13 protein-coding genes are annotated in these 13,999 nt (G+C 72.4%); 7 read left to right on the top strand and 6 right to left on the bottom strand.

The window, feature by feature from the left end; genetic code table 11:
• Positions 1-73: 73 nt before the first annotated feature.
• The 4 genes from B4N89_RS30290 (at position 74) to B4N89_RS30275 (ending at position 3,999) form a co-directional block, all read left to right on the top strand.
• The gene (locus tag B4N89_RS30290; RefSeq protein WP_078978937.1) at positions 74-796 is read left to right on the top strand and encodes a response regulator transcription factor; all 723 of its coding nucleotides are present in this window, start codon (positions 74-76) and stop codon (positions 794-796) included.
• Positions 786-2,675 carry a sensor histidine kinase gene (locus B4N89_RS30285; protein WP_235618855.1) on the top strand — a complete coding sequence of 630 codons (1,890 nt, stop codon included), beginning with the start codon at positions 786-788 and terminating at the stop codon, positions 2,673-2,675. Before B4N89_RS30290 ends, B4N89_RS30285 begins: the two co-directional genes overlap by 11 nt.
• Before the next feature lie 110 nt (positions 2,676-2,785).
• A complete protein-coding gene (locus B4N89_RS30280; protein WP_078978935.1) occupies positions 2,786-3,415 on the top strand; it encodes a ClpP family protease in 630 nt (209 codons plus the stop codon).
• Positions 3,412-3,999 carry a ClpP family protease gene (locus tag B4N89_RS30275; RefSeq protein ID WP_078978934.1) on the top strand — a complete coding sequence of 196 codons (588 nt, stop codon included), beginning with the start codon at positions 3,412-3,414 and terminating at the stop codon, positions 3,997-3,999. The genes B4N89_RS30280 and B4N89_RS30275 overlap by 4 nt, the downstream gene beginning before the upstream one ends.
• A gap of 60 nt (positions 4,000-4,059) precedes the next feature.
• On the opposite strand, the gene B4N89_RS30270 is transcribed toward B4N89_RS30275, so the two are convergent.
• Complete coding sequence (locus B4N89_RS30270) at positions 4,060-4,488, bottom strand: helix-turn-helix domain-containing protein (protein ID WP_078978933.1); 429 nt, start codon at positions 4,486-4,488, stop codon at positions 4,060-4,062.
• A 217-nt stretch (positions 4,489-4,705) separates the two neighbouring features.
• Between B4N89_RS30270 and B4N89_RS30265 the strand changes: the two genes are divergently transcribed.
• Positions 4,706-5,908: an MFS transporter gene (locus tag B4N89_RS30265; protein ID WP_078978932.1), complete on the top strand. Its 1,203-nt coding sequence runs from the start codon at positions 4,706-4,708 to the stop codon at positions 5,906-5,908.
• Positions 5,909-6,044: 136 nt separating this feature from the next.
• On the opposite strand, the gene B4N89_RS30260 is transcribed toward B4N89_RS30265, so the two are convergent.
• From B4N89_RS30260 to B4N89_RS30245, 4 genes are read right to left on the bottom strand one after another with little or no spacing between them, the layout of a single operon-like run.
• Positions 6,045-6,899 carry an ABC transporter ATP-binding protein gene (locus B4N89_RS30260; protein ID WP_201260940.1) on the bottom strand — a complete coding sequence of 285 codons (855 nt, stop codon included), beginning with the start codon at positions 6,897-6,899 and terminating at the stop codon, positions 6,045-6,047.
• A complete protein-coding gene (locus B4N89_RS30255; protein ID WP_078978931.1) occupies positions 6,896-7,984 on the bottom strand; it encodes a FecCD family ABC transporter permease in 1,089 nt (362 codons plus the stop codon). The genes B4N89_RS30260 and B4N89_RS30255 overlap by 4 nt, the downstream gene beginning before the upstream one ends.
• A complete protein-coding gene (locus tag B4N89_RS30250; RefSeq protein WP_078978930.1) occupies positions 7,981-9,069 on the bottom strand; it encodes a FecCD family ABC transporter permease in 1,089 nt (362 codons plus the stop codon). Before B4N89_RS30250 ends, B4N89_RS30255 begins: the two co-directional genes overlap by 4 nt.
• 20 nt (positions 9,070-9,089) lie before the next feature.
• Positions 9,090-10,172, bottom strand: coding sequence for an iron-siderophore ABC transporter substrate-binding protein (locus tag B4N89_RS30245; protein ID WP_078978929.1), 1,083 nt, complete (start codon positions 10,170-10,172; stop codon positions 9,090-9,092).
• 200 nt (positions 10,173-10,372) lie between these two features.
• Here B4N89_RS30245 and B4N89_RS30240 point away from each other — a divergent pair, with 200 nt between their 5' ends.
• Positions 10,373-11,392 carry a 1-aminocyclopropane-1-carboxylate deaminase/D-cysteine desulfhydrase gene (locus B4N89_RS30240; protein WP_235618854.1) on the top strand — a complete coding sequence of 340 codons (1,020 nt, stop codon included), beginning with the start codon at positions 10,373-10,375 and terminating at the stop codon, positions 11,390-11,392.
• Positions 11,393-11,435: 43 nt separating this feature from the next.
• Here the strand turns inward: B4N89_RS30240 and B4N89_RS30235 are convergent, their stop codons facing one another.
• The gene (locus tag B4N89_RS30235; protein ID WP_078978927.1) at positions 11,436-12,542 is read right to left on the bottom strand and encodes a TetR/AcrR family transcriptional regulator; all 1,107 of its coding nucleotides are present in this window, start codon (positions 12,540-12,542) and stop codon (positions 11,436-11,438) included.
• A 176-nt stretch (positions 12,543-12,718) separates the two neighbouring features.
• Here B4N89_RS30235 and clpX point away from each other — a divergent pair, with 176 nt between their 5' ends.
• On the top strand, positions 12,719-13,990 hold the full coding sequence (clpX, locus tag B4N89_RS30230) for an ATP-dependent Clp protease ATP-binding subunit ClpX (RefSeq protein ID WP_078978926.1): 1,272 nt from the start codon (positions 12,719-12,721) through the stop codon (positions 13,988-13,990).
• Positions 13,991-13,999: the final 9 nt, after the last annotated feature.

The raw sequence follows: 13,999 nt of genomic DNA, 5'->3' as shown, positions 1-13,999 counted from the left end.
AGGATGCGATCCGAATCGGGACGACCCGGTCCCGATTGCGATCGGATGTGATTGCGACACCTACCATCGGCGCATGTGTGCGCACGTTTTGGTGGCCGAGGACGACGAGAAGCAGGCCGAACTGGTCCGCCTGTACCTGGAGCGAGAGGGACACGTGGTCACCGTCGTCCACGACGGTCGGGACGCGATCGACGCGGCCCGTACCGGGCGACCCGACATCCTCGTCCTGGACGTGATGATGCCGCGCGTCGACGGGCTGGACGTTACCCGCGTACTGCGCCGCGAGAGCGAACTGCCGATCCTGATGCTCACCGCCCGCTCGACCGAGGACGATCTGCTGCTCGGCCTGGACCTGGGCGCGGACGACTACCTGACCAAGCCGTACAGCCCGCGCGAGCTGATGGCGCGGGTACGCACCCTGTTGCGCCGCGGCGCGCGCCCGGTGCCGCCGCCGGATCCGGTGTTGCGGGTCGGCGGGCTGTCGGTGGACCCGGTACGCCACGAGGTGGCCGTCGACGGCCGGCGGGTGGACTGTACGCCCGGCGAGTTCCGGATCCTGGAGGCGCTGATCACCGAGCCGGGTCGGGTGTACACCCGACAGCAGCTGCTCGACCGGGCACACGGGTTCGACCGCTATGTCACGGTGCGTACGGTCGACGTGCACATCATGAACCTGCGGCGCAAGGTCGAGGCCGACCCGCAACGCCCGGCGTATCTGGTGACGGTGTTCGGCGTCGGCTACAAGCCGGCCGAGCCCGCCGCGAACCCGCGTGGGGAGTGCCCCGGTGGCGCGTAGGGTTCCGCTGCACCGCAGTCTGCTCGTGCGTTTGCTCGCCTCCTCGATCCTGGTCGCGGCCTGCGCGGTGGCGGCGACCGCGTGGCTGGCGGCGCAGACCACCGAGGGGGCGATCCGGGACGGGCAGAGCCGGGTGCTGGCCGACGACACCCGGATCTACCGCACCCTGTCCACGTATGCGGCGACCCACGCGCAGTGGGCCGGGGTCGAGCCGGTGTTGCGCGCGTTGTCCCGGGACACCGGTCGCCGCATCGCGCTGAGCACGCGCGAGGGTGCGCCGATCGCCGACTCGGACGCGGGGCCGGCCTCGCCGCCGCCGTTCGCCCGGCCGTCGGCGGTGGTCGATCCGCTCGCGGTCGACGCGGCCTTGGTGCCGACCACCGGATCGGACCGGATCGACCCCGAGGCGGTGGGACCGTTTCGACTCACCGACGCCGAACGCGCGCAGTCGCGCACGGACGCCGACCTGGTCGTGCAGTGCCTGGCCGCGGCGGATCGGACCGGGGAGGTCGGACAGCGGCCGAACGGGCGCTCGACGGTCACCCTCACGGGCGGCGGCGGCACACCCTCCGGGGCCTCGGTGACCGAGCCCGCACCCGCGCCCGCGACCGACTCGGCCTCGCGGCCGCGTCCGAGTGTGGCGACCGGCCCGCCGGGCGTGCGTCCGGGAGCCGACGACGCCGCGGTCGGCGAACGGTGCGGCCTCGGCCGGCTGAACACCCCGACCGCGACCGAGCAGCGGGCCCTGGCCGAACTCAACGCACTGCTCGCGGCCTGCCTGGACCGCAGGCGCCTGCCGCCGCTCACCCTGGGCCCAGACCTGACCTGGGACCACGACGCCGCGCCGCCCGGCGCCCGGGACGTCGCCGCGTGCGTGGACACCGCGCGGCGCGAGCAGCTGACCCCGTACGTGGTCCCCGCGACGCTGCTGTTCGTCGGCGACCACGACGGCTCCACCGCTCCCGCGTTCGACCTGGACCGCGCCGACACGGTACGCATCGCCGCCGTCGCCGCGCTGATCCTGCTGCTCACCGCGGCCGTCACCGGCCTGGTCGCGGCCCGGTTGATCCGGCCGCTGCGCGCACTCACCGACGCGGCCGGCCGCATGCGCGACGGCGACGACGCCACCCGGGTGGACCTCGCCGCCGATCACGAGATCGGCCGACTCGCCCAGGCGTTCAACGACATGGCCGAGCACAGGAGCCGACTGGAGGAGCAGCGCAAGCAGATGGTCGGCGACGTGGCGCACGAGTTGCGCACGCCGCTGAGCAACATCCGCGGCCGGCTGGAGGCGGTCGAGGACGGCGTCGCGGTGCCGGACCGCGCGTGGACGGCGTCGCTGCTGGAGGAGGCGCTGTTGCTCCAGCACGTGATCGACGACCTCCAGGACCTCGCCGAGGCCGACGCGGGCCGGCTCGGGTTGCGGTTGGAATCGGTGTCGTCGTACGACGTGGCGCAGCAGGTGGTCGCGGCGCATCTGGCCCGGGCCACGGCGGCCGGCGTCGCGTTGGTGGTGCGCGGCGAGCCGGGGGCGGTGCTGCGGGCCGACCCGGTGCGGCTGCGGCAGATGGTGGGCAATCTGGTGTCCAACGCGGTACGCCACACGCCGGCGGGTGGACGGGTGACGGTGCGGGTCCGCGACGACGGGTCGGCGGTCGTGTTCGAGGTGGCGGACACCGGGACGGGCATCGCCCGTGACGACCTGCCGCACGTGTTCGACCGGTTCTGGCGCGCGGACAAGTCCCGTAACCGCCGCACCGGTGGCACCGGCCTGGGCCTGGCGATCGTCCAGCGCCTCACCCGGGCGCACGACGGCGAGATCACCGCCCACAGCACCCTCGGCGAGGGTTCGACCTTCACCATCCGACTGCCGCGATAGCGCGGCGCGTTCGGGTCGTGCGCGGGCGAGCCTCGGGGATCTGCTGTGAGCGGATCCGCCCACGGCAGATCCGGTCGCCGCCGCCCGGGCCGAGGGCTCAGGGTGGAGACATGAGCGATGACCCGAAGAGCCCCATCCTCCTCGAACACACCCGACGCGACCTGTACACGCAGCGCGTGCTGCTGCTCGACGGACCGTTGGACGACGACAACGGCACGCTGCTCACCACGCAGTTGTTGACCCTGGCGGCAGAGGACCCGAAAGCCGACATCGCCCTGTGGATCCATTCGCCGGGCGGCTCGGTGCCGGCGATGCTCGCGATCCGCGACGTCATGCGGGTGATCCCGTGCGACGTGTCCACGCTGGTGCTCGGAATCGCGTACAGCGCGGGCCAGTTCCTGCTCTCGGCGGGCACGCGCGGCAAGCGCCGGGCGCTCCCGCACGCCCGGGTGCTGATGCACCAGGGTTCCGCGGGCATCGGCGGCACGGCCGTCGACATCGAGTTGCAGGCCAACGACCTTCGGCACACCCGCGACACGGTGCTCGGCCTGATCGCGGAGGACACCGGACAGCCGGGCGAACGCATCTTCGAGGACTCGCTGCACGACCGCTGGTACACCGCGCGCGAAGCGCTCGACTACGGCTTCATCGACGCGATCGTGGCGGACTTCGCCGAGATCGCGCCGCGCGGTCCGCGCCGCCTCACCACCAACGCCGGATTCCAGGGGGCCCTGGCATGAGCACCTACGCCATTCCGAACGTGATCACCCGCGACTCGCGCGGCGAACGCATCATGGACGTGTATTCGCATCTGCTCGCGGAGCGCGTCGTCTACCTCGGCACCGCGATCGACGCGGGTGTGGCCAACGCGCTCGTGGCGCAGTTGTTGTTCCTGGAGGCGGACAACCACGATCGCGAGATCCAGTTCTACATCAACTGCGAGGGCGGCGACCCCAGCGCGATGTTGGCGGTCTACGACACGATGCGGTACGTGCGTTCCGAGATCGCCACCACGTGCGTCGGCCAGGCGGTCGCGGTCGGCGCGGTGTTGCTGGCGGCCGGCGCACCGGGCAAGCGCGCCGCGCTGCCGCACGCGCGGGTGGTGCTGCACCAGCCCGCCGCGCAGGGTCGTGGCGCCATCCCGGATCTGATCCTGCAGGCCGACGAAGTGGTGCGGGTGCGGGCGGACATCGAGCAGATCCTGTCCCGGCACACCGGCAACAGCACGGCCACCCTGCGCGCGGACACCGACCACGATCGGGTCTTCACCGCCGAGGGCGCGAAGGAGTACGGCCTGATCGACATGGTGTTGGAGGAGCGGTGACGCGCTGACACCGACGTGCTCGGCCCCGCGCGCCCCCGCTCTCCCGGTGACGGTGTGCGGTCAGGCCGCCAGGCCGAGCGCGGCGCGGCACACCGGGGCGGAACGGCCGGTCGGGCGGGCGCGCGTGAGGATGTCGGCGACGGCGATCGTCAGATCGCCGAGGGTCACGTCGAGCGCGCCGCCGAGGGCCGCGATCATCTCGCTGGACGGCTCCTTGATGCCCCGCTCCACCTCGGAGAGGTATTGGGGTGACAGACCCGCCCGGCCCGCCGTCTCGGCGAGGGTTTCGCCGCGTTCGTGGCGCAGCGATCGCAGGTGTTCGCCGAGCACGTGTCTCCACAGCGGCTCGCGGGCCGGCGCGGGGGCCGGGCGGCGAGGCGCGGCCGTCGGCGCGGGCGCGACGGGCACCGGCGCGCCGGGCGCGGGCGCCGGCGCGAGGCGCGCCTCGTCGTCGGTGCGGGGCGAAAGCGGGGGAGCGGTCTCGGCCATGGTTCATCGTAGGCCGCGACCCCGCGCCGTTTCCGCGTTGTCCGCCGCAGGCGAAATCGGCGCGCCCCGTGGGGGGTCCGCCGGTCGGTCCCGGGCGGGCCACTCGCGGGGGCGCCGGCGGGCCGATTTATCTCAACGTTCATTTAGTTGACGTTCATCGAGTTTTCTGGTTTTCTCTTAGCGCTAAGACACACCAGGCGCTCAGAGGGAGCCCGTCATGACCACCGCCCACACCGACCCGCACGGGAACTCGGCCGCCACCACCACCTCGACGGTTTCACTCAAGCGTTGGCTCGCCGTGGTGGCCCTCGCGGTCGGCACGTTCTCCGTGGTGACCGTCGAACAACTCCCGGTCGGCCTGCTGACCTCCGTCGGCGGATCGCTCGGGGTGTCCGAGGGCCTGGCCGGCCTCATGGTCACCATCCCGGGCCTGGTCGCCGCCGCGACCGCGCCGATACTTCCCGTCCTGATCGGCAGGCTCGACCGCCGCCTGGTCCTCCTCGCGCTGATCACCCTGATGGTCGTGGCCACCCTCGGCTCGGCGTTCGCCCCGAACTTCGCCGTCCTGCTGGTCACCCGGTTCCTCGTCGGCATCGGCATCGGCGGGTTCTGGGCCCTGGCGGCCGGCCTCGCCGTCCGCCTCGTGCCCGAGGCGCACATCCCCCGTGCCGTCGCGATCACCTTCGGCGGCGCCACCGCCGCCAACGTCCTCGGCGTGCCGGCCGGAACCCTGATCGGCAACGTCGCCGGCTGGCGGGTGGCCTTCCTGTCCGTCGCCGCGCTCGGCCTGCTCGTGATCACCGCACTGGTCTTCCTGGTCCCGCCGATCCCGGCCGGCGAACCGGTCCGACTGCGCGCGCTGCCCGCCCAGTTCCGCAACCCGGCCGTGCGTACCAGCGTGCTGGCCACCTTCCTCCTGGTCAGCGGGCACTTCGCCGCCTTCACCTTCGTCGGCCCCGTCCTCGAGGACGTCTCCGGCCTGGACAAGGGCATGGTCGGCCCGCTGCTGCTCGGCTTCGGCATCGCCGGCATCGCCGGGAACTTCCTCGCCGGCACCGCCGCGGCCCGCAACCTGCGCGGCACGATCGTGGCGATCAGCGCGGTACTGGCCGGTGTCCTGGCCCTGTTCCCGCTCCTGGGCACCACCCCGGTCAGCGGCGCGGGAATGCTCCTGCTGTGGGGCCTGGCCTTCGGCGGTGTGCCGGTGAGCGTGCAGACCTGGATCCTTCGCTCCTCGGCCGCCGAGGACACCGAGGCCGCGACCGCCCTCAACACCTCGATGTTCAACCTGGCCATCGCGCTCGGCGCCCTGCTCGGCGGCATCGTGGTCGACGCCATCTCCCCCACCGGCATCCTGCTCTCCGGCGCCGTCCTGACCGCGCTGACCTCCCTGGCCATGTGGCGCACGAGGCGCGGCTGAACACCCGGGAGGGAGGCTGCGGTCGCACCTCCCGCCCACCCACCGAAACGCCGTATGGCCCGCCGAGATCCTCGGCGGGCCATACGGCGTTTCGCGGCCCCGTGAAGACGGCGGCCGGATGGCGCCGTCGCCATGGTCAAGGCCGTGCGGCTGTACCGCCGTTCGGCATGACGCCCGGACCGCTGCGCTGGGTGCGGGTGTGCGGAATGACCTTGGGTGTTCCGGTGATCGGGTCCCGGGTGATGTCGCAGGGGAGGGCGAAGACGTCGTGGACACGTTCGGCGGTCAGGACCGCGTCGGGCGGGCCCTCGGCGACGATGCGGCCGGACTTCATCACGACCAGGTTCGAGGCGAAGCGGGCGGCCTGGTCGAGGTCGTGCAGGACGGCCGCGATCGTGCGGCCCTCGCGGTTCAACTCGGCGCACAGCTCCAGGAGTTCGTACTGATGCGCGATGTCCAGGAAGGTGGTCGGCTCGTCGAGCAGGATCACCGGGGTCTGCTGGGCGAGCACCATCGCGATCCACGCACGTTGCCGCTGCCCGCCGGACAGGTCGCCCACCGGGGTGTCCGCCAGGTCGGCGAGGCCGGTGCGGTCGAGGGCGAAGGCGATCGCGCGGTCGTCGTCCGGGGACCACTGGCGCAGCAGGGTGTGGTGCGGGTGCCGGCCGCGGCGGACCAGGCCGCGCACCGTGATGCCCTCGGGGGCGATCGGGCTCTGCGGCAGCAGCGCCACCTTGCGGGCGAACTCCCGCCCCCGGTGCGCGTGTACGTCCCGACCGGCGAGGGTGATCGTGCCCCCGACGGGACGCAGCACCCGGGCGAACGACTTGAGCAGCGTGGACTTCCCGCAGCCGTTGGGGCCCACGATCACGGTGAGGCCCCCGTCGGGGAGGTCGAGGTCGACGCCCTCGACCACCGGGGTCCGGCCGTACGACAGGGTCACGTCGCGGGCGCTCAGCCCGACGGGCGCGGGGGCCGGTTCGGCGGTCACAGTCGACCACTCCTCCACTCGCGGGTCAGCAGGAATCCGAGGTAGGCCCCGCCGAAGGCGAGGGTGTAGATGCCGACGGGAAGCGGTTCGACATAGGGCAGTTGCTGGGCGGCCAGGTCGGCGACGGTCAGCAGCAGCATCCCGACCAGGGTGGAGAGCACCAGGTGCGGGCCGGATCCGCGGGTCAGCCTGCGGGCGATCTGCGGCGCGGTGAGTGCGATGAACGCGACCGGGCCGGCCACGGTGACGGCACCCGCGGACAGCACGATGGCCAGGACCACCGCACAGGTTCGGGCCCGGCCGGGGTTGCCGCCGAGCGAGCGGGCCACGTCGTCGCCCATCTCGCCGAGATCCAGGTGCCGGGACAGGACCACGGCCGGGACGGCCACCACGAGCAGGACCAGGCCGATGGTCGAGGCGTCGTCCCAGGAGCGGGCCGCGACGCTGCCGTTGACGTACGCGCTCAGCGCGCTCGCCTTGTCCCGCTCGACGACGTAGACCACGTATTGGGTGATCGCGGTACCGATCGCGGCCACCCCGATCCCGGCGACGACCAGCCGCCCCGGATCGCGAAAGCCGGTGCCGGTGGCCAGGTGCACGATGCCCATCGCGCCGGTCGCGCCCAGGAGCGCGCCGAGCCACACGGGCGCGCCGCCGGGCATGGCCAGCGCGAAGATCGCCGCACCCGCGCCCGCGCCGCTTGCGAGCCCGATCACGTCCGGGCTGGCCAGCGGATTGCGGGTGGCCGTCTGGAACAGTGCGCCCGAGAGCCCGAACGCCGCTCCCGCACCCAGACAGACCACGAGCCGGGGCCCGCGCAGCCGGTTCAGGACGAACTTCTCCCTGCCCTCCGCACCGCCGAAGATCGCCGGCAGCAGGTCGTCCGGCGCGATCCCGAGTCGGCCCAGGGTCAGCGTGGCGACGGCCGCCGCGACGGTCAGGACCAGCACGACGATCGCCGCGAGCACGGTGACGCCGCGCACGGGCAGCGCGACCGCGTTCCCGATCCGCAGGTAGCCGCGCGGGCGACGCACCTCGCCCGACGTGGCCGCACCACCGTCGGGTTCGGTCTCGACCGTGCTCATGCCGCCACCCGCATCCGCCGTACCGCGACCAGGAGCGCCGGCGCGCCCACGAAGGCCGTGACCACGCCGACCATCAACTCCTGGGGGCGGAGCAGGATCCGGCCCAGCACGTCGGCGAGGAGCAGCAGGGCCGGTCCGAGCAGGGCCGAGAAGGCGATCTGGCGCCGGAAGTCGGTGCCCACCATCGCTCGCACGATGTGCGGAACCCCCAGGCCGACGAAGGCGATCGGCCCGACGGCGGCGGTCGCCGCGGCGCTCGCGACGGTGGCCGCGGCCAGGCCGCCCGCACGCAACAGGGCCGGATTGGCGCCGAGCGCGGCGGCCGACTCGTCGCCCAGGGCAAGGGCGTTCAGCCCGGAGCCGAGCAGGAGCGCGGCGGCCAGCCCGAGGCCGGCCGGCGGCAACACCGACCAGAACACGTCCCACCCGCGCCCGCCCAGTGCGCCCACGACCCAGTAGCGGTAGCTGTCGAACACCTTGGGCTTGCTGAGCGCGACCGCCTGGATGTACGCGCCGAGCACCGCGGACAACACGGCGCCGGCCAGCACGAGGCGCACGGTGCCGCCGCCCGTGCCGCCCCCGCCCAGGACGTGCACGAATCCGCCGGCGAGCAGCGCGCCGGGCAGCGCCCACCACAGGGCCGCCCAGCTGCCGGTGGCGCCGGCGAAGGCGGTGCCGGTCACGATGCCGGCCGCCGCACCGGCGTTGATGCCCAGAAGTCCCGGGTCGGCCAGGGGATTTCGGGTGACGCCCTGCATCAGGGTGCCGGCGACGGCCAGACTCGCGCCGGCGAGTACGCCGAGCGCGGTCCGGGGGTAGCGGCTCTCGACCACTGTCGTCAGGTACGGGTCGCCGTTGCCGGTGAGCACGTCGATCACGTCCCCGAAGGACGTCGTCTTGCTGCCGAACATCACGCTCGCGAAAAGCGCGACGAGCAGCAGGACGAGGCACCCGGCAAGGAGGGTGGTGGTCCGCGGCGTCCCGCCGCCGCGCCGGGTGACGCCGGTGGTCGCGGCGGCGGCGGCGTGGCCCGTTGCCGTGTCGGTTCCGGAGCCGCCGTCGGCGACTGCGCTGTGGGCTTTCATGCGCGTCGGTCGGGTCGGGGCTACTTGCCGGCCTTGGCGACCGCGGCGTCGATCTGTGGCAGGTAGCGCTGGATGCTCCACGGCACGGTCAGCGGGTTGATCATCGACGACGCGGTGACGAACGGGTTGTCGTTGCTCGCCACGACGGCGCCGCGCTTGACCGCCGGTATCGACGCGTAGAGCGGCTGGGCCTCGATCTCACGGCGCGTCTTGTCGTCCGTGTAGAAGGTGAAGACGACATCGCTGGCGGCGAGTTTGTCGGCGTTCTCCAGGCCGATGACCGCCGAGTCGGTGCCGTCGGTCTCCGGGAACGTGTTCACGATCGGGTCGACCTTGAGCCCGAGCGAGGAGACCACGGAGACCCGCTGCTCCTCGGGCTTGAAGACACCGAGCGTGCCGGGGCCGGTGGTGTAGATGTAGGAGAAGGTGACGTTCTTGTAGTTCGGCCGGGTCGCCGCCGCGTCCGCCAACTGCTGCTTGATCTTGGCGGTCGCCTCCTTGGCCCGGTCCGGTTGGCCGAGCGCCTTGCCGACGATGTCGATCTGCTGGTCCCAGTCGGTGCTCCAGGCCTTGTCCGGGTACGCGACCGTGGGCGCGATGTCCTTCAGCAGGTCGTACTGCTTCTGCGTGATGCCGGACCAGGGCGCGAGGATGACGTCCGGTTCCAGCGCGGCGACGGCCTCGATGTCGAGTTCCTCGCCGCCCTTGAACTGCTTCGGCAGCTTGCCGCCGGACTTGGTGACCGCCTCGTGGATCCACGGCAGATAGCCGGATCCGTCGCTGCCCCAGGCGTAGCTCTCGATGCCGACGGGGACCCGTCCCAACGCGATCGAGGTCTCCGCCGAGCCCTGCCCCAGCGTCACGACCCGCTCGGGCCTCTTGGGAATCGTGGCGGTGCCCAGGGCACTTTTGATGCTGACCGGGAAGGCCCCGGGAACGTCGGCGGCGGGCGCTCCCGCGGAGCCGGCGGGACGGTCGGTCCCGGCGGACTTGTCGTCCTTGTCGTCCTTCGATCCACAGGCACCCAGCACGAGCGCCATGGCAACCGCCGCGACGGGCGCCACGAATCGGCGGCGAATCCTGCCCTCGAACCGGAGAGACATCGATGACCTCTTTCTTGCCAACCATACAGTCGGTAACGAACGAACTACGCAGCATCACCGAGCGAGAGCAGTGTCGTACAGCCCGAAGATCTCGTGCTTGTTAGGACAGCCTAAGCTAACCCCCGGACTGCCCCTTTATGCACCCCTCCCCGAGATCCACACGCCGATCGCGGCGCCCGGTGATCCGTAGGCTGGACACCGTGAACACCCCGCTGCTGTACGAGCGTTTTCCCTCGCACGACCCCGATGCGCCGTTCTTCCGCCACCTCCCGCTCGGCGAGCGGCCCACCCCCGTCGGCCGGCTCACCGGGCTCGCGGACGGCGCGGCCGAGGTGTGGATCAAGGACGAGAGCGGGTTCGGCGATCTCTGGGGCGGCAACAAGGTCCGCAAGCTGGAGTGGGTGATCGCCGAGGCACTGGCGCGGCGCTCGCCGACCGTCCTCACCTTCGGGGCGCTCGGCACCGACCACGGGTTGGCGACGGCGCGGTTCGCCCGCGCGCACGGGCTCGGCGTCGCGCTCGCCCTGGCGGACCAGCCGCTCGACGAGCATGCGCGCCTGCGGTCGGAGCAACTCGAGGCCTGCGGTGCGACGATTCACCGCACCCGCACCAAGGGCCGCACCCGCCTGTCGGCGCCGTGGCTGATCCTGCGTCACGGCCGCTTCGTCGGCGGGCGGTTCAGGCCCGCGTACGTCCTGCCGCCCGGCGGCTCGTCACCGGTCGGGATGCTCGGGTACGTCGAGTGCGGCCTGGAGATCGCCGCGCAGGTCGGTGCGGGCGAACTGCCCGAGCCGTCGCACGTCGTGCTCCCGGTCGGCAGCGGGGGCACGGCCGCCGGGCTCGCCCTCGGACTGCGCCTGGCCGGCCTGCGCACCCGCGTGACGGGAGTCGTGGTGAACGACCAACTGCGCGCGGATTCCGAGCGGATCGCCAGGATGGCGAACAAGACCGCGCGGCTGCTGCGCAAGCGGACCGGCGACTTCAGGGTCGCGGGTCCGCGTCCCGAGGACGTGACGACGACCCGCGACTGGCTGGGCACCGGATACGGGCATCCGACACCGGAGGCCGAACGCGTCATCCGCGACAGTCGGACCATCGGCGGCCCGGAGCTGGAACCGGTCTACACCGCCAAGGCGTTGGCGGCCCTGCGCGACATGAACGCACGCGGCGACCTCGGCGACGGTGCGGTGCTGTACCTGCACACGCACGGCCCGCGCTGACCCTCCGGCGGCGCCGGGTCGTTCGGGGCGACCGGGCCGGGGGTCAGCCCGTGGCGGACGGGGTCGGCGCGGGTACCGCCGATGCCGCCGCGTGGCAGGCGCCGGAGCCCTCGGCCCGGGCGAGGATCCGGCCGGCTCCGATGCGGATCGCCGTCTCGGTCGCGTCGCTGACCGCGGACACCCCGGCCGCCGCCGCGACCGCGCCCGACTCGTCGCATACCACCCGCAGCCGCGGCCAGGCCGAGCGCGGGAACGCCCGCCGCAGGCAGTCGCACAACTCGGCGAGGATCAGCCGGGCCAGCGGGGTCAACTCCCGCGGGTCCCCGGTGACCATGACGACGGTCACCGCCGCGCCGGGCGGCGTGGCGCGTACCGACTGCTCGGCAGCGGCGAGTCGGTGCAGGCCCAGGATCGCCACCAGACCGTCGTCGAGCAGGTCGGCGGGCGCGGCCCGAACCAGGTCGAACGCCGGCGGCGGCGCCCAACGTTCGTCCACCCGATGCGCGGGCGCGACCACGGCCGGCGGCGACCACCAGTCGCCGAGGCGCAGCCCGGCCAACCGCTCGCAGGCCGTGACGATGTCGAACGGCTCGACGAACCCCGGTGCCACGGCGGCCATTTGGCTCGCCCCGTGCAGCGCGGTGAGCACCGTCTCGGCCAATCGCACCCGCCGGGCCGGCGGCGCCCCGGGTACCGTCTCGGGCGGGTCCAGGCCCTCCAGCGCGAGCGCCACCAACAGCGCGTCCAGGTTCATCAGTTGGGAGTACGGCAGACGCATGCGCTCGTCGGCCAGCACCTCGGGGATCAGGTCCGAGCCGAGCCGGGCGAGGTCGTGCGGATCGGTGTCGGCGTGCGGCAGCCGCGCCACCCAGGTCCGGGCGAGCGCGCCCAACGCCTCGCGCATGGTCGTGTCCGGCGATGCCGACGCGAACTCGCCGGGACGTTCGGCGAGTTCGGCCAACACTGCCAGGTAGAGCGCACGTTTGCCGGGGAAGTTGGAGTAGACGGCGCCGCGGGTGAGGGCCGCGCGTTCGGCGATGGCGTCGATCCGGGCGGCGCGGAAGCCGAATTCGGCGAATTCGGCGCGAGCGGCGGCCAATACCCGGGCCCGCGTGCGCTGTTGCGTCTGCGCCCTGCTCAGCCGGGCCATCGCTCTCCCTGTCCGGACGCCCCCGCCCAAGCGTTCCGCCGTTCCCCGACGGTCAAAGTATCGTACTATCCGGATGGTGAGACCATCTGTTGCGACCACTTGACGTACGCCGGCCGGGTCCGAACGCCGGCACGGCGCACATTCGGCCGCGCGCCGGAGGGGACGGGTCCGAGGTCATGGCACGCATCGGCGACGGTGAATTCTTGATGAAGTGCTCCTTCTGCGCGAAGACCCGAAAGCAGGTGCGCAAACTCGTCGCCGGACCCGCCGGCCTGTACATCTGCGACGAATGTGTGGGCCTGTGCAACGAGTTGATCGACGAGGAGCCGGTCCCGGACCCCGACCCGCCGCGAAACGGCGACCTGCCGGTCCCGGCCGAGATCCACCGTTTCCTCGGCCGTTACGTGATCGGACAGGACGCCGCCAAGCGCACGTTGGCGGTCGCCGTCTACAACCACTACAAGCGGGTCCGGGCCGGCGACCACCGCGCGGGCGCGGTCGAGGTGGCCAAGTCCAACGTCCTCCTGCTCGGGCCCACCGGTTGTGGCAAGACCTACCTCGCCCAGACCCTGGCGAAGATGCTGGACGTGCCGTTCGCCATCGCCGACGCGACCACCCTCACCGAGGCCGGCTACGTCGGCGAAGACGTCGAGAACATCCTGCTCAAACTGCTGCGCGCGGCCGACTACGACGTTCCGCGCGCCGAGACCGGCATCGTCTACATCGACGAGATCGACAAGATCGCCCGCAAGGGCGAGAACACCTCGATCACCCGCGACGTCTCGGGCGAGGGCGTGCAGCAGGCGCTGCTGAAGATCCTGGAGGGCACCGTCGCCGCGGTGCCGCCCCAGGGCGGACGCAAGCACCCCAACCAGGAGTTCATCCACATCGACACGACGAACGTACTGTTCGTCGTGGCGGGCGCGTTCGCCGGCCTGGAGCGCATCATCGACGAACGGGTGGGCAAACGCGGTATGGGCTTCGCCGCCGAACCGCCCGCCGGGCCCATCCGGTCCGCCGTCCCCGACGGCGACGTGTTCGCCGGCGTCATGCCGGCCGACCTGATCGCGTTCGGCCTCATCCCCGAGTTCGTCGGCCGGCTGCCGATCGTCGCGCGGGTGACCGGCCTGGACCGGAGCGCGTTGCTGCGCACCCTCACCGAGCCGAGCAACGCGCTGGTGAAGCAGTATCGGAAGTCGTTCCTGATGGACGACGTCGAACTGGAGTTCAGCCGCTCGGCGTTGGAGGCCATCGTGGACCGGACCATCGTGCGCGGCACCGGCGCCCGGGGACTGCGGGCGATCATGGAGCTGGTCCTGCGTCCGATCATGTACGACATCCCCGGACGCACGGACGTGGCCAAGGTCGTGATCAACGAGCGCACGGTGACCGACGGCGCCGAGCCGATCGTGGTCCTGCGGCAACCCCCGCACGAGAAGTCCGCGTAGCGGCGGCTC

The sequence above is a fragment of the Embleya scabrispora genome, assembly GCF_002024165.1.
GTDB lineage: Bacteria > Actinomycetota > Actinomycetes > Streptomycetales > Streptomycetaceae > Embleya > Embleya scabrispora_A.
Note: the sequence above shows the minus strand (reverse complement) of the source record. Positions and strands in the feature narration are given on the sequence as shown.

What these genes read in the sequence shown, in the direction of transcription:
- B4N89_RS30275 (WP_078978934.1), top strand. Translation starts at nt 3,412, where the DNA reads ATGAGCACCTACGCCATTCCGAACGTGATCACCCGCGACTCGCGCGGC.
- B4N89_RS30255 (WP_078978931.1), bottom strand. Translation starts at nt 7,984, where the DNA reads ATGAGCACGGTCGAGACCGAACCCGACGGTGGTGCGGCCACGTCGGGC.
- B4N89_RS30290 (WP_078978937.1), top strand. Translation starts at nt 74, where the DNA reads ATGTGTGCGCACGTTTTGGTGGCCGAGGACGACGAGAAGCAGGCCGAA.
- B4N89_RS30280 (WP_078978935.1), top strand. Translation starts at nt 2,786, where the DNA reads ATGAGCGATGACCCGAAGAGCCCCATCCTCCTCGAACACACCCGACGC.
- B4N89_RS30265 (WP_078978932.1), top strand. Translation starts at nt 4,706, where the DNA reads ATGACCACCGCCCACACCGACCCGCACGGGAACTCGGCCGCCACCACC.
- B4N89_RS30270 (WP_078978933.1), bottom strand. Translation starts at nt 4,488, where the DNA reads ATGGCCGAGACCGCTCCCCCGCTTTCGCCCCGCACCGACGACGAGGCG.
- clpX (WP_078978926.1), top strand. Translation starts at nt 12,719, where the DNA reads ATGGCACGCATCGGCGACGGTGAATTCTTGATGAAGTGCTCCTTCTGC.
- B4N89_RS30245 (WP_078978929.1), bottom strand. Translation starts at nt 10,172, where the DNA reads ATGTCTCTCCGGTTCGAGGGCAGGATTCGCCGCCGATTCGTGGCGCCC.
- B4N89_RS30235 (WP_078978927.1), bottom strand. Translation starts at nt 12,542, where the DNA reads ATGGCCCGGCTGAGCAGGGCGCAGACGCAACAGCGCACGCGGGCCCGG.
- B4N89_RS30250 (WP_078978930.1), bottom strand. Translation starts at nt 9,069, where the DNA reads ATGAAAGCCCACAGCGCAGTCGCCGACGGCGGCTCCGGAACCGACACG.